The organism is Flavobacterium sp. UGB4466 (assembly GCF_903469665.1).
In the GTDB taxonomy this organism is placed as follows: domain Bacteria; phylum Bacteroidota; class Bacteroidia; order Flavobacteriales; family Flavobacteriaceae; genus Flavobacterium; species Flavobacterium lipolyticum.
On the sequence record NZ_CAGKLC010000026.1, the window covers coordinates 1 to 15340 of the forward strand.

The window sequence follows — 15340 nt, forward strand, 5'->3', positions numbered from 1 at the left end:
AAACTAGATGGGGAGATTAAAAAATTTTGCGTAGTCGAACTAAAGTTGTCACAAAGATCTGCAAGGTAATTCCAATTACTATTTTCAATTAAAATTTCTTCATCAATCTGCATATTATTAATACCATCCATTAATTCTTGAGGCAGATTAGTCAATAGCTTTTCTTCCCAAAACCAGGTTATTATTTTTTTAAAAATTATGATACAATAATGTATATCATGTTCACTAGGTATCGAATTACACCCTGTCGTATCATGCGAACCTTTATTTGTATATTTTCTTAAATCTTCAAATTTATGATATAGATTCTCGTTCAATTTCACTTGGTTATTAAACCACTTATGAAATTTACAAGTTTCTATTAATTTAAAAAGATCTAAAGACTTTGCCCCACTACTAACTATGGAAAAATTTGTATTATTCAAAGCTCCATTAATAATTTTCATACCATCACTTCCACCTTTTCGTTGCATAATAATAATCTTGCACATCGCTTCGCATCCTTTTCTAATATAAGTCAATGCACTATCATCATTAGATTTAGCATGCTTAAATGCTTTTAAAATATGTACTATTAAATCACTCGTTTTCTCAGCTACTTTTGATGCCATAATTTTTTTTTATTTATTTATTTTACTTTTAATACAAGCTTTTTTCTGTCTTGATCGTTTCAAATGTAATTAAACAAAAAGCCTTTAAACCAAGTAAAAACACCTGATTTAAACAAGAGTTTTTTCTCAAGTTCCAAAATAAAAACACTGCTACGCAATTATTTTGCGCAGCAGTGTTTTTTGTCAAATTATTAGGCTTTATAATTAAAGTTTATTTAACTTGAGATCACCATTTGCATCCGAATTTCCAAAATTATAAGTAACATTCAAAAAACCAAGAAAATTAGATTTCTCAATATCATACTTGATCGTTAAAGGAATCCAAATATCTTTAGTTACACGAATTCTGAAATCGGAACTCGCTAAAAAAGTATTCTTTTTTTCATTAGCTAATTTATTTTTCAAAATCGAATTATACTCCATATATAATTTTATTTCAAATACACTTTGGTCATTTCTTTTAAGCATTTTATAGTTAAGACCGGCAGAATTTCTCGATTCTAATCTTTGAACACTCTTCTCTATTAAAGTGTCGGAGTAAATTAAATTTGATCTAATATCTAATTCCAGGTTTTTAAAACCTTGCAAAAAAACAGTCCCGAAAGTAAGTTTCTTATTATTTCCCTTATCGTTAGTAGTTCCATTTAAAGAAACCGTCCATAATGCCTTTTTTTCAAGATCGGAATATTTATCTTTTCTTAATTCATGAATTCTATCAATATAATCTTGCAATTTTATCGATTTGTTTCGGTTTTCAAACTCAGTAATGATTTTATTAAAATAAATATTTGATTTACTTAATTCCTCTATTTTATCAAATTCTTTATTTGTCAGTATAGTGCTTGCTATACTTATAGCTTTTATATTTGCACTTAACTTCTCGTCATCTGTTTTATCTAATTCATCAATAAATTTGTTTCTTATTTCAGATAATTGACTCCTCCAAAATTCATATTTAAGTTCAAGTGCAGTTTTTGCAAAATAAGCAACTTCTTTTTCTCTCTGATTAATTAAAGCGTAAGTAATTCCGCCAGAAAATCCTTTGTAATTAAATTGTTCATCAAAATTAAGCTTTGTATTGAACTCAAAATTTCTTGAAAATTTCTGTTTAGAAAAAACTATATCTGTTGTGATATTCTCGCAAAAAATAGATTTGATACCGTATAAGGTAGAATTAAATTCGACACTTTTGTTTGGCCCCGTTAAATTACTAGTTCCTAATTGAAATAAATTAGATAAAACTTCTTTGTAATTTCCCGATTGTGAATCACCTACTTCTTTTCTGATTTTTTGTACTTCTTTATCTTGCGCAAACACAACATGAACAGACATTAAAAGTAGCAAGCTTATAAAATATTTTTTCATGATCTGTTTATTTAAATTTCGAAATAAAATAATTCAGTAATGAATGGCTTCGTTGTCACTCTTTTAGCATTATAAAATGGCCCTCTGGTAAAACTACCCACTACCTCAATTTCTGTTTTTCCATTTATAGAGTTCATTCCAAATAATTGAAGGGTATATCGACCGCTTTCTATATTAAAATCTTGATTAAAAGAAGTTGGAGATTCATACTCAATTTCTTTACGAGTGTCTATATTTTTGATTTCAACTCTAATTGGCAAGGGGGCTAATCCACCACTAATTCTAACTTTTACCTTAATTGTTTTCATGATTCCTATGTTTTTAGTTAACCTTTCAAAAGTACCCTGATAACAGTATATCAATCAATTACCCTTTTGGGTGATATTTTATTTTTTACAATTCTCACTTTATTTTTTGTAAGTTTATTCTATAAATACCATTTGTCTTTTTTGAGTTAATTTCTAATATCACCCAAAAGGGTAATTGCGGTCAATGAACTTATTGTACAACTTTGTAAAAGAAAATGTAACGCCATGAAGATACAAGTAGCCATAGTAGAGGATGATAAGAATTACAATCAGGCCTTAAAAAATATCATCGATTTCCAGCAGGATATGGAATGTGTGGCTCAGTTTTTTAACGGTAAAAATGCTTTGCAAAAACTGGAAGCCCTGGAACCAGACGTGGTTTTAATGGATATTCAGCTGCAGGATTTATCAGGTATTGATCTTGTTTTTAAATTAACAGACGTAATGCCAGGCACCACCTTTGTTATGTGCACCAGTTTTGAAAATGACGAAAAAATATTTTCGGCATTACGTGCAGGTGCAAGTGGCTATCTGGTAAAAGGAGATCCGCTGGACAAGATAATTCAGGCGATTCAGGAAGCTCACAAAGGCGGTGCCCCTATGAGTTTTGCGATTGCAAAGCGCGTTTTACAACATTTTCAGGAAACAAAAGTACAAGTACAAACCTTATCGTTACTGACTGTAACCGAAAAAGAAGTTCTTGACTTGCTGGCGCAGGGACTTCTCTACAAAGAAATTGCCGATAAAAAAAATGTCACCATCGACACCATTAAAAAACACATTGGCAATATCTACCGAAAACTACAGGTTAGTAACAAAATTGAAGCAATTAACAAGTTTAACACCAAAAACTAGAAACCATGAATGAAATCGACACTATTAAAGAAAAAGAAACTTTAAATTTTTCAGAAGTTTACAACGACCTGTTAACAGAATTATCGGAAAATCTTGAAAATAAGGGTTTGAAGTTTGGACCAATCCCTGAAATACTAAAAAACAGCCTTACGAATAATTTTAAAAAATCAATTCTGGCGGCTAATGAAAAGCTTAACCAAACGTATTCAATGAACAAGGCAGTTATTAATTTTATAAGGGAACAAGACTTTACCTTCCTTCGTTTAGAATTAGTAGAGTTTGATGATGCTTTTAGAAATAATTCATTACAACTTAGAAAAGCAAGATTAGAATTTGCCTGCTCTTTTGATGATCAAAAAGAGAAATATCTGCTAATGGATGTACAAAAAGAAATATTATTAACTGATAGAACAACCGGAAATTTTAGGTTTAACAATCTATTTAGTTGTAGTTTACAGCCAATATTAGATGAGTATGTAAAGGAATATGATGAGCAATTAGGAAGTAAAACTTCAAACACAAAAATTATCAGCATAAAGAAAAGTGATTTCACCGGTTTATTGAGAAATGTAGATCCCTCTGCGGAAGATTTTCAAATTGTTTTTCATCCCGCTATAGTAAAAGACAGAGATCTTGTGCTTTATGAAGAACAACGTCGCCAAAATCGCACTACTGCTACCAATTTCAGGGATTATAAAGATCAGTTTAGTTTATTTATGATAGCTGGAAATTCAACTAAACTCGGAGAACCAGGTGCATACGACACTTTCTGCTTAAACCCGCCTACTGTTACATGTCCTACTATTGATAAAACTAAACTTGAATAATTTAATTCAGTCAACTGCACAGGACACTTTTTGTTTAAACTCACCTGATCACTGTTAATCTATGTTTTTAATCCATTTATATCTTTTTACAATAGCAGTTTGTCTTGCCTTTTCTATTCAAAATAGACTGGCAAGACAACGCTATTTATGGCTTTATTTCGGTGTAGTTCTTATTATTGAAACCACTAAAATTTTTGGCTGGGGAAATTTCTCCTCAGAAATTTACACCTATAGTTCTTTAGCCTATATTTTATATTTTTCAAATTATTATCGAATCGTAAAAGTCAATACCACTTTAATTGGTGTTTTAGCCATAACCTCAATTGTATTATACTTTTATTTTGTGGCAAGTTCTAAAAATGATTATCCAACGGCTGTGGGTATTTTAATGAGTACAATATACATCATACTGTCATTAATATGGTTTGTAAACCAGTTATTACATACAGATTCGGTTCGGATATCTCAAAAACAGACTTTTTGGATTAGCTTTTCTTTATTGATTTGGTCAACATTTTTCTTGTTCAGATTGATTCCTATGTACTGGCTCGATCTTCATGATAAAGAGTTTCTAAAAGATATAAATTTTGGATACCAAATAATTACGATCCTGTCTTATTTTATTTTTATAAGAGGTTTATTCTGTAAATTTTAAACCAATGAGAGAGCTTCCCCCCGAAATAAAACTAACCTATATTATCGCCATTATTATAATGCTGTTGTTTGTATGCTTCATTATTATGATAGTTTTTATTTACAACAAAAAACAGCTTATTCAGCAACAGGAAAACCAAATCAAAGAAACCGAGTTTCAAAACCAGTTGCTGCAGAAAGAATTAGAACGTCAGAAAGCGATTCAAGTAGAAAGAGAGCGTATTTCGCAAGATATGCATGATGATTTGGGTGCCGGAATTTCGGCCATAAAACTTCAGGCAGAATTTTTAAAATATAAAATGCCTGAAGAAAGTTTTTCGGAAGATCTGGAAGTTATTATAGCTACTTCAGAAGATATGAATTTAGCCATGAGAGAAATTCTCTGGAGTCTGAATTCTCAAAATGATACTATTGGTAATTTTATAGAATATGTGAGTCTCTATGTCAAACGTTTTTTAGACAAAACGACTGTAACATTTCAGCTAGATTCGAATATCATTGAAAAAGAAACCAATTTATCTGTAAAAGCCAGAAGAAATCTCTTTTTGGTAGTAAAAGAAGCCGTTCACAATGTATACAAACACAGTGAGGCAAGTACTCTGCAAATTCAATTTGAACAGACTGAGAATGATCTTAAAATTACAGTGAATGATAACGGAATTGGATTTTCTGATACGATTCAAAAAGGAAATGGTATCAACAATATGTCGCTTCGAATGGAAGCCATACGTGGAACTTTTAAAATTGTTCCTGCTCAAAAAGGGACACATTTATTGTTTGTGTGCCCCTTAGAAGATCAAATTTTAGAACAGTACAGTAAAGAATCTTTTTAATACATCAAAAGCAGGCTTTTCCTTATTTATACAATTCTTCTCTGATTTTGATTAGAGTTCGAAGGGCCTTTTCTTCATCAGGTTTTTCAGGAAGATTTGAAGTTACGTAATGACTTTCGATTGAAGCAATTAATTGATCGGCCATTTCTAATAAATCATCGTATTCTTTATTTCCTGCTTTTATATCTAATAATTCGTCCCGATTAGAAACTCTGATATTTAATTTTCCAGTGGACAAAATCTGTTCCGCAGTTTGTAAAAGCCTGATAGTATGCATCATGTTTTTACTGTCATAATTTTTCCCGTGTTGTTGGTTCGTATTGTAACGATCTTCGTTGCGCTTCTCAATCCAATTCCAGTATTCAGTATATTCTTTGCAATACTTTGAATAGCCATCCTGATTACAAGACAAGTAACCCATTAGCTTTTCATCTTTTGGAATTGATGAAAGCGAAACTTCATTGGAGGTTTCTTTCTGAATAATTCCTTTATAACCCAAAATTTTATTTTCGTCATAAAACATGGCAAACATTCCTTTTGAATTAGGAAGATTTACTAAACCTATTTGTTCCTGATTCCAGTTATTCTCTTTTAAAAATGCCAATAAAGAAACTGTTTCATATCCATTTAAAACATAACAAAAGTCCAAAAGGTTTTTCTTTTCCTTTGGCATTGGATTTACAATTTTCTTGTTTAAACCTCTCGCCTTTTTGATCTGAGTTATGGCATAACCTGCAAAAGAATCCTTGCAGAGTTTAGACAAAAAATCTCCTAATTGTAAACGCTCCATCAGCGGATGTTTGTACAAAATACAATCTTCCGGTGAAGCTAAAATTTCCAAAATATTAGGATTATTTTTAAGCAATAATTCTACAAAACGCCCTATTTCGTAATAAACCTCATCATTCGTCTCATTACTAACCTGCGGAATATAATCTAACCCAAAGAATTTTTCTTTTGGCAGATAATAGACCCCTTTAATATCGGTATCGGATGTTGGTGTATTTAACCCAAAAGATCTACTACCCGAAATAACTTCGAATAGGATTAGGTTTTGGGATTTTAAATTTTGGATGGTCATTTTACTGAAATTTTAAACTAAACTATTCTTAAATGTTTCTCTTCTAAAAAACAAATCCAACTCTTCATTTATCTTATTCCCACTTCCTAACTTACTAGCATTCTCTTGATTAAATTGTATTGTTTCCAATAAAAAATCGGTTATTAAAGTTTCTTTAGGGTGCAAATATTTTTCATCCTGACCGGCTTTTATATTTTGCAACTCTATTATTTTCTCTTGTATATTTTGTGGTGCAATTGGCAATAAATCGGCAAAAGCAACGGGTGGAAAAGTATTCTTTTCTATAATCCATTTTCCTGCTAAAGCTGTTCTTAAAGCGTAGAAATAATTCTTTAGTTTTACTTCTTCCATTTCGCATACTTCCATAAAGTTTTTCGTTGTTCCTAAATAGTGGTGTAAAACCGCTATTGGTGAAAAACATTCAACGGCTAAATCTTGCATTTGTTTTACAAAATCATCCTCCTGAAAATATACAACTGGCGAAAACAACCACTCAATCAAAGCTGTATTAGATTTTGCTAATAACTTTACAGATTTACGTAAATCCCAGCCAGAACCATCAAGGTCATCTTCGGTCATGAACTCGATAACGTCCGGTTGTTCCCAAAGCGACAAATAGTATTCTGGTTTGTGTTTGTATATAAAACGAATATCATAATCGCTGTCCGGAGAAGCAAATCCCCACGCACGACTTCCAGATTCTACTGCAAAAAGTACCTCTACATCTTTCTGCTTTTCTATTTCTTTTAATTTTTCTAATATTTTTTCTTTCATGATTGTTTTCAATGTAAATAAACAAAAAGCCTTCAAATCAAGTACGAATACCTAACTTTTTTTACTACAAAGACGTGTGATTACATTTTTTCTCGTGATGTTTGTCATTTCGACCGAAGGGAGAAATCACATTAGAAACTCCGCACAGAATGTCTCCAATCTTTGTCGAATCCTGTGTGTGATTTCTCCCTTCGGTCGAAATGACAAAAACAGTTCTTTGTCTCTTTACAACTAAATTCCAAAAAAGCTCTTAGAATTTCGAGTCGTTTCTTCCGCCACTTGAGCTAAAGTAATTCCTTTAAACTGGGCAATGGTGCCGGCCACATACGGCAGAAATGCAGGTTCGCAACGGCGTTCGTGGTATTTCTTCAAAAGGCTGTTCGGCACATTTTTAGGAAGCATAAAGGGCGCATCGGTTTCGATCATCAGGCGGTCGAGCGGTACGTACTGGATCACTTCTTTTAAATGAGCAAAACGTTTGGTGTCAGAAATCGCTCCGGTAAAACCCAGATAAAAACCGTTATCGAGATAGGTTTTGACTTCTTGTAAACTTCCTGTAAAACAATGCACCACGGCTTTGGGCAATTGCGGTAAATAATCTTTGGTAATGTCCATAAACTTGGTAAAAGCAGCTCTTTCGTGCAAGAACAAAGGTTTCTGTACTTCAATCGCCAATTCTAGTTGGGCTTTATAACAGGTTTCCTGTACATTTCTGGGCGAAAAGTCACGATCAAAATCGAGTCCGCATTCGCCAACAGCCACTACGTGTTTTAGTTCTAATAGTTTTCGAAGTTTCGAAATACTTTGTGCATCGAAGTTCTTCGCATCATGCGGGTGTATTCCCGCCGTTGCATACAGCACACCCGGGTACTGCCTCGCCATCTTCGCGGATTCTTCGCTGTTTCGTATGCTTGTGCCCGTGAGGATCATCTGCGATACGTCGGTATCAATTGCGTCTTGTACGACATCGTCTGTGTCGTTTTGGAATTGTTTATTCGTTAAATTAATTCCTATGTCTATATATGTCATTTTTTTTTAAGGTGCTAAGGTTCTGAGAGGCTAAGGTTTCTTCCTCTTTGGAACCGATTATTTTTTTTTAAGGGGCTAAGGTTCTGAGAGGCTAAGGTGCTAAGGTTTTCTTCCTCTTTGGAACCGATTATTTTTTTTTAAGGGGCTAAGGTTCTGAGAGGCTAAGGTGCTAAGGTTTTCTTTCTCTCTGTTGCCTTAAATTATTATTGTTTTTTTGCCCCTAAGGCACAAGGACGCTAAGTTTTTTGTTTCACGCAGATTTTACAGATTCTAGCAGATTCAAAATGATTTTTATAAATAATCCGCTAAAATCTTTTTAAATCTGCATTAAAAAATTCTTTGCTACCTACGCGTAAATCTTAGCGTTCTTTGCGGTTAAAATCACCACAAAGTTTGTCATTTCGACGTAAGGAGACTCGAGCGATAGCGACTGACGAGGTAAATCTTCGCGAGAAACTCCGTATAGAATGTCATCAATCTTTGTCGAATCCCGCGTGTGATCCTTCGTTCCTCAGGATGACATAAAATGCGGAAAAAACCTTTGCGAACCTTGCGTAAATCTTAGCGTTCTTTGCGGTTAAAATTACCACAAATCGCTAGACACACTACTGTGCGCCCCTACACTGAAAACTGTGACCGAGACTGATCACTAAAAACATGCCTCCACACTGAAAACCGTGACCGAGACTGATCACTAAAAACACGCTTCCACACTGAAAACCGTGACCGAGACTGATCACTAAAAACACGCCTCCACACTGAAAACTGCGACTGCGACTGAACACTAAAAACTGATCACTGACCACTAATCCTCCTTACTCCCATCATCCGCCATTCTCACTAATTTCGGTGTAAATTTAGCCACTACATCTACTAAATCCTCCTGCGCTTTCATCACCTGATGAATGTCTTTATAGGCCATTGGCGCCTCGTCCAGACCTGCTCCGATAAGCGTAACGCCATGATCGCTCAGGATTGATTTCATCTCGGATGGTGTAATGTTTTTAATCGCCTGAGTTCGGCTCATTTGTCTTCCCGCTCCGTGCGAAGCCGAATTGATCGCATTCTCCTCACCTTTTCCTCTCACCAAAAATCCCGGTGCGGTCATACTTCCCGGAATGATTCCCATAACGCCTTTCCCGGCCGGAGTTGCTCCTTTTCTATGCACGATGACTTCTTCGCCGTTCCAGATTTCTTTCCAGGCAAAATTATGATGGTTCTCGACTTTGGCTAAAATCGTCGCTCCCAAAGCGCGTTCCATTTTATTATGAATGATCTCGTGACAAGCCGAAGCGTAATCTCCCGCCAAATTCATCGCCATCCAGTATTCCTGACCCAATTGGGTGTTCATATCCAGATAGGCTAAGTTTTTCGCTACTTCCGGAAGTTTACAAACCTCTTTGGCTATTCTAGTATAATGTCCGGCGATTGTAGCTCCCATTCCGCGTGAACCCGAATGTGTTAACAAAGCGACATATTTTCCTTTTGGAATGTTCAAAACAGCATCGTCCTGAGCAAATTCCATGATTCCGAATTCCACAAAGTGATTTCCACCACCTGAAGATCCTAATTGTGACCAGGCTTTATCTTTTAAGTTTTTCACAAACGGATTCCTATTGAAAGTCTCGTTCTCCAAAACCGCATGATCCGATTTGTACTGACCATGAAATCCGTGGCCCGCTCCAAAAATAGAATTCTTAATCAATTCTTTTTTGAATTTGGCTTCGTTTTCAAAGTAAAAAGCTTCCGGAATATCATAAACCGACAACGCCATTCTACACCCAATATCAACCCCAACACCATACGGAATAATGGCATTTTTTGTGGCCAGAACTCCACCAATCGGTAATCCGTAACCTTGGTGCGCGTCGGGCATTAAGGCTCCGGCAACGGTAACCGGTAATTTCATGGCTACTTCCATTTGTTTTCTGGCTCCGTCTTCGATATGATCCAGTCCGTAAGCCGAATACGCATTTGGATTTTGATTTAAAGCAATGAAATCTTCCGGTTTCTCGTTTGATTTTTCGATTAAAGCAACAGCCAGTTTGCTGAACACTTTATCGTCTATATAATTCTCCGGAGTTTCTAAGACGTTTTTGTAATAAGCGATCATTTCGTCTCTTGTAAATCCGTTTCTTTTGCTGTTTATTTTTAAGGCAATCCCGATTATTTTCCCTTCTGGAAATCCTAATTCTAATATTTCTGTACCGTTTATTTGTGTTTTCATTGTTTCTTTTTTTAAGGGACATAGGTCCAGAGGTTCATAGGTGCAAAGGTTTTTTACTGCTGCGCAGTTATTTTAAAATCGACCACCATTTTCTTGTTGGAGTAACAGCATTTCATGAATTCTATTAATTTCTGCTATTATTGGTTCTATTTCAAATTCCACATTTAGCATCTTAAAAATATGTTTATCATAAAAATATGCTCTGAAAAATGTTCTAAAATCATTTACATAACTTATCGGTCCCACATATTTTGGCATGACCGTTCCACTATTAAATTCTTTCAAAAAATTATCTAGTTTCTCATCAAAATGTTCGATAAGATTTCGCATATCTCTATTTTTTAAAATACTTGAATCACTAACATCATAAATTTTACGAAGTTTTTCTCCTCTAATTCTATAATATCCTTTATCCTTTGAAGGCCAAAAAAATCGAGAAATTGCTCCTACATTCCCAATGATATTTTGAAGTATATCTAAAATTGCATCGTCATTTTTACAATGATGAATTCCATTTTTCCAAAATTTATTTAATGACTTAACATCATTCAAAATTGAGCGTGTTTTATTTAATAAAGATTCTATGTAGAAAACTTCATTAAAAGGATGGATTTCAAATTCTGAATTTTTCATATCTATTAATTTGTTTTTCAAAGATTCAAATAGTAATGCGCAATTATTTTGCGTAGATGAATTTAATTCTAAGTTTTTTGCTCAGCAAAGACATATTTCTCGCAAAATCGAAGAGTTTTATAGGTGCTAATTGTCATTTCGACGTAAGGAGAAATCACACTAGAAACCCCGCAAAGAATGTCATCAATCTTTGTCAAATCCTGCATGTGATTTCTCCTTACGTCGAAATGACAAACAATGTGATCAATCATTGCTCTCTATAAACCTTTGAACCTTTGCCTCTCTGAACCTCTGTACCTCTGTACCTCTGTACCTACAAACATTAATCAATTAATAATTGTGTCACTGCAGCTGCGTTCATTGCCCATTGTGCGGTATAAACCTCATCGGCAAATTTATCTTCGGTGATTGTTAGACCTTGAGCTTCCGCTTTAAGCTGTAACAAACTACCTATATTCAATTTACTGTTCAATTTGGCAAGCAAAGCCTGAACTCCTTTAAAGTCCAAACCTTGTACGACCTGACCTCCGAAAGTCATTTCCAGCCAAACGATTTCTCTTTTGGCTACATCCAAAACTCCAAAGACCAAACCTTTCGCCACATTCTGCGTCACACGAACCTGATGATCCACGCAAGACGGATCGTAAGCAACTCCTGTTTTCTCCGAAATTTTCATCGGGTATTTGCTGTTCATCCAACCTACTATCAAATTTGGCGTGATACTCCCGTTGCTGTAGGCATTGCAGGTAAAAGTCACAAACTTAGCTTTGGCTTTTGCCAATTCGTCGATATTGATGTTGATATATTCGGCAGTTCCAATTTTATTCGGAATACTTCTGATATCTCCACTATGCTGACAGCCCGTAGTCGTCAATCGGCTGAACGAACAAATATCAGAACGGTCTTCGTAGGCAATATGGCAGCTTAAATCCATATCCAGATGTTGAGCCGGTAAACCTGCACCCCACTGCATAAACAATCGCACTTCGTTGCCTTCAATCGGGAAACGCGTTCCCATCAAAGCCACCGGTAAATCCTGAACCGTATCGCTACGATCTCCTATTGAAACCGGAATGTTAAACAATTGCGGATCAATGTAGATAGTTTTATTGGTATTTTTAACCGCTGCGAATCTTTTTCTCATCGCCAAAAGACACAAATCCTCAATCTGATTTTTCATCTCCTCTAACTGTGATTCGTCATACAAATTCAACAATGCGTTTGGATTCACTCTTTTATTGGTTCCTCCTAAAGGTTTTACACTTCTTTGTATGTTTTTATCAAAATAATTTGATGCATACATGTTCAGCGTAAAGATCAGTCTAGCCGGAACTTTATCGATAATTTCAGAAAAATGAGCAATGGTTTCATCAGCCCCAAACCAAAGCATATTCGAAAATAACGAACGGGCAAACAACCCCGGACGTTGCTTTAACAACGCAAATGTTTTATCGGCATCAAACTTTAACCTTGACGAATTTACTTTCCCCTGCCAAACGTCATATACCTGATTGTAAAATACATCCAATAAAAAATTCAATTTCTCAAATCCTTTTCTTTTGCTGTATTCTGCCAAACGCAAGGCACGGATAAAACGAACCCACATTCCTCTTTTTGGATGCATCGTTTCGCACATGGCTTCAACTTCCATATCCATATTATTCAACCAGTTGGCAACCATCAAACATCCTTTTCTTGAATATTTCAATTTCAAATCTTTCTGAGACGCCATTCTCGCCTGCACACTTGTATCCAAAACAGTATAAAAATGCTGTCCATTTTTAGCGGCTCTTTTAACAATGGTTTTTGGCTCAATGATCTGAAGCATTCCCGTATTCTTAAACCATAAATATCTTAAAATATCTGTTGGTGTTTTCAAAAATTGCGATACTTCTTCTTCTTTACCGTTTTCAATCAAAAGATCGATTACAAGCATTAAAGTTTCCTTCATTGCTACCTCAGTTTTTCGTAAAGGCAAGTACTGCATAACCATTTTTAAGCTATCTGTCTGAGTAGCATCTAAAGCAGTTTTGGATTGCAATAAGGATATATAGAAATCATTTAAATCTTTTTCGGACCACAATTCCAGCATTTTTAATTTGCTTCCCTGTCCCACTTTTTCGATTTTACCAAATTCAAAAGGAGTTCCACAAAATGGACAACCGTTGTATCTTTCTAACGGAAAAGTATTATCAGGAATGATATGTCCACAGGATAAAGTTGTTCCGTTTTTAGTTTTAAAAACATTTCCGAAATATGTAATAATATGATCCAAAACAGATTCTCCAGTTGGAACATTCCATTCTTTCACCAATGGAGTCCAGTTTTTATCCGTTCCTAAAACTTCTCTCAAAACTTCTAAAACCTCAACTTTGTAAGTCGGGCTTACGTTGTTTAAAGCCTGAAGCAATGACTCCGAAAATGTAAATCCCAATTTTGAAACATTGGCTAACAAAACGGATGTTGTTCCTGATAAATTTTTAACGTCATTCGCAATCATTTCTGATGGAATAAAAATAGCGTTCTGACGTAAACTGATTTTTAATAATGCTGTTGTTTTCATTTTTTTAATTTTTAAAATTTAGATAATGGTGCTTCTGATTCTACCTAAAAGATTTTGAAGTAAGAAGCACTTGACCTGAAATTGGAGTGTAATAGACTAACTAAGCTAAAATGGAGCGGGCGACCGCGAAGAAGTAAGTTAATCTTGACCCTCATTTTATTAATGATGATTTTAAAACTTGCCGGACTCGAACCGGAGTAACCTATTGTCTGAAGTAAGTTTTAATTGATCATCAATAGTGAAACAGATGGGATTCGAACCCACGACCCGGACATTAGAAGTGTACGAAGTAAGTTTTGATTGACCTTTTACCGATAATCTCAAAACTACCTGCTCTACCGCTGAGCTACTGCTTCATAATAATTGAATAAAAAGGTAATGGTGTAAGTGTGTACGTTGGAAAGTTTTCTGAAGTAACTCAAACTTGACCTGTTTTATTCTTTATTTAATTTATATGAACGTTTGTTTTTATTTCTGAACAAAGATTTTAAAACCAGTGCGCAGTTATTCTGCGTAGTAATTTTTTTGTTTCATTTTTTAGAAATACTATTCGTTTTATTTCCTGAGCAAAGATTTTAAAACTACTACGCAATTATTTTGCGCAGTTAAAAAAGAATTTTAAATTTGAGTAAATATTGATTTGAAAAAAGTCTATAAGTCCCGGAGAGACGTTATAACTATAGTTTTTTCAGATTACAAAAGTATAAGTCCCAGAGGGACGACATATTTGTACATTTTTTTCACATGCATTTGAAGAGCCCCAGCGGGGTGACATATTCTATTAATGAAAGGAAAATAAAGGTATCGCTCCGCTGGAGCTTTTGATTCTCTGTTATAATTTGGCCATAAATATTCAGCTCTTATAGAGCTTTTCATTAGATTAAAATAAAAAATACCATATGAATTTAGAAAAAATCTATTCTGAATTACTCTTGAACATTGGCTTTCCATTAAATGAAATTCAGCAAAACTGGATGGTTTTAGAAAAGGCCTATTCTAAAAAATCAAGACATTATCACAATCTCACGCATTTAAAACAAATGATGGAGAGTTTTGAGGTCTATCGGGATAAACTTGAAAATCCGAATGAAGTATTGTTCTCCATTTTTTATCATGATATTGTTTACTCTTCTTCCAGAAAAGACAATGAACTTAAAAGTGCCAAATTCGCTTTGTCAATTCTTCCCGAAAATATCACCCTAAACAAACCATTCATTTTTGATGCGATCTGTGCTACACAACAGCACCTTCATCATCACAATGAAGATATTAACTGGTTAATCGATTTTGACTTGAAGATTTTGGCCTGTGATTGGGAAGCATATCAAATCTATTATGAACAAATTAGAAAAGAATACCACATTTATCCTGATTTTCTCTACAAACCCGGACGTGCTAAGGCGCTGAAACATTTTCTGGAAAACGACTTTATTTTTCAAACGGATGAGTTTAGGAATTTATATGAAAAGAAAGCCAGATTGAATATTGAGAAAGAGATTTCCCTATTAACGTAAACGCGCGTAAGGGATTGAGGCGGTATCCTTTTGTGAAGAGAAACGGAACAAAAGATATAGCCGAAA

The 15340-nt window shown here is 34.5% G+C and carries 14 protein-coding genes and 1 tRNA gene; 5 read left to right on the forward strand and 10 right to left on the reverse strand.

Annotation, left to right across the window (positions count from 1 at the left end; genetic code table 11):
• The 3 genes from JO950_RS09100 to JO950_RS09110 form a co-directional block, all read right to left on the reverse strand.
• Positions 1–611 (reverse strand): hypothetical protein (locus JO950_RS09100; protein WP_202702352.1); only part of this gene is annotated, 611 nt, incomplete at its 3' end.
• A gap of 204 nt (positions 612–815) precedes the next feature.
• A complete protein-coding gene (locus JO950_RS09105) occupies positions 816–1976 on the reverse strand; it encodes a hypothetical protein (RefSeq protein WP_202702353.1) in 1161 nt (386 codons plus the stop codon).
• Between the two features lie 11 nt (positions 1977–1987).
• Entirely contained in the window at positions 1988–2284 is a 297-nt protein-coding gene (locus JO950_RS09110) for a hypothetical protein (protein ID WP_202702354.1), read from the reverse strand.
• A gap of 225 nt (positions 2285–2509) precedes the next feature.
• Between JO950_RS09110 and JO950_RS09115 the strand changes: the two genes are divergently transcribed.
• From JO950_RS09115 to JO950_RS09130, 4 genes are all read left to right on the forward strand, one after another.
• Complete coding sequence (locus JO950_RS09115; protein ID WP_017496092.1) at positions 2510–3139, forward strand: response regulator transcription factor; 630 nt, start codon at positions 2510–2512, stop codon at positions 3137–3139.
• Positions 3140–3144: 5 nt separating this feature from the next.
• Positions 3145–3966, forward strand: coding sequence for a hypothetical protein (locus tag JO950_RS09120; RefSeq protein WP_202702355.1), 822 nt, complete (start codon positions 3145–3147; stop codon positions 3964–3966).
• A 61-nt stretch (positions 3967–4027) separates the two neighbouring features.
• Complete coding sequence (locus JO950_RS09125; RefSeq protein ID WP_202702356.1) at positions 4028–4621, forward strand: hypothetical protein; 594 nt, start codon at positions 4028–4030, stop codon at positions 4619–4621.
• A 4-nt stretch (positions 4622–4625) separates the two neighbouring features.
• Positions 4626–5453, forward strand: a complete 828-nt coding sequence (locus tag JO950_RS09130) for a sensor histidine kinase (RefSeq protein WP_202702357.1) — start codon at positions 4626–4628, stop codon at positions 5451–5453.
• A gap of 22 nt (positions 5454–5475) precedes the next feature.
• On the opposite strand, the gene JO950_RS09135 is transcribed toward JO950_RS09130, so the two are convergent.
• From JO950_RS09135 to JO950_RS09165, 7 genes are all read right to left on the reverse strand, one after another.
• On the reverse strand, positions 5476–6534 hold the full coding sequence (locus tag JO950_RS09135) for a DNA polymerase beta superfamily protein (RefSeq protein ID WP_202702358.1): 1059 nt from the start codon (positions 6532–6534) through the stop codon (positions 5476–5478).
• Between the two features lie 12 nt (positions 6535–6546).
• Positions 6547–7308, reverse strand: coding sequence for a nucleotidyltransferase domain-containing protein (locus JO950_RS09140; protein WP_202702359.1), 762 nt, complete (start codon positions 7306–7308; stop codon positions 6547–6549).
• 231 nt (positions 7309–7539) lie between these two features.
• On the reverse strand, positions 7540–8337 hold the full coding sequence (locus JO950_RS09145; protein WP_202702360.1) for a TatD family hydrolase: 798 nt from the start codon (positions 8335–8337) through the stop codon (positions 7540–7542).
• 805 nt (positions 8338–9142) lie between these two features.
• On the reverse strand, positions 9143–10564 hold the full coding sequence (locus tag JO950_RS09150; protein ID WP_202702361.1) for an RtcB family protein: 1422 nt from the start codon (positions 10562–10564) through the stop codon (positions 9143–9145).
• A 72-nt stretch (positions 10565–10636) separates the two neighbouring features.
• The gene (locus tag JO950_RS09155) at positions 10637–11197 is read right to left on the reverse strand and encodes a hypothetical protein (RefSeq protein ID WP_202702362.1); all 561 of its coding nucleotides are present in this window, start codon (positions 11195–11197) and stop codon (positions 10637–10639) included.
• A gap of 322 nt (positions 11198–11519) precedes the next feature.
• A complete protein-coding gene (locus JO950_RS09160; RefSeq protein WP_202702363.1) occupies positions 11520–13760 on the reverse strand; it encodes a hypothetical protein in 2241 nt (746 codons plus the stop codon).
• A 239-nt stretch (positions 13761–13999) separates the two neighbouring features.
• Positions 14000–14116 (reverse strand) — tRNA-OTHER (locus tag JO950_RS09165).
• 543 nt (positions 14117–14659) lie between these two features.
• Here JO950_RS09165 and JO950_RS09170 point away from each other — a divergent pair.
• Complete coding sequence (locus tag JO950_RS09170; protein ID WP_202702364.1) at positions 14660–15274, forward strand: hypothetical protein; 615 nt, start codon at positions 14660–14662, stop codon at positions 15272–15274.
• The last annotated feature ends 66 nt before the right edge of the window (positions 15275–15340 follow it).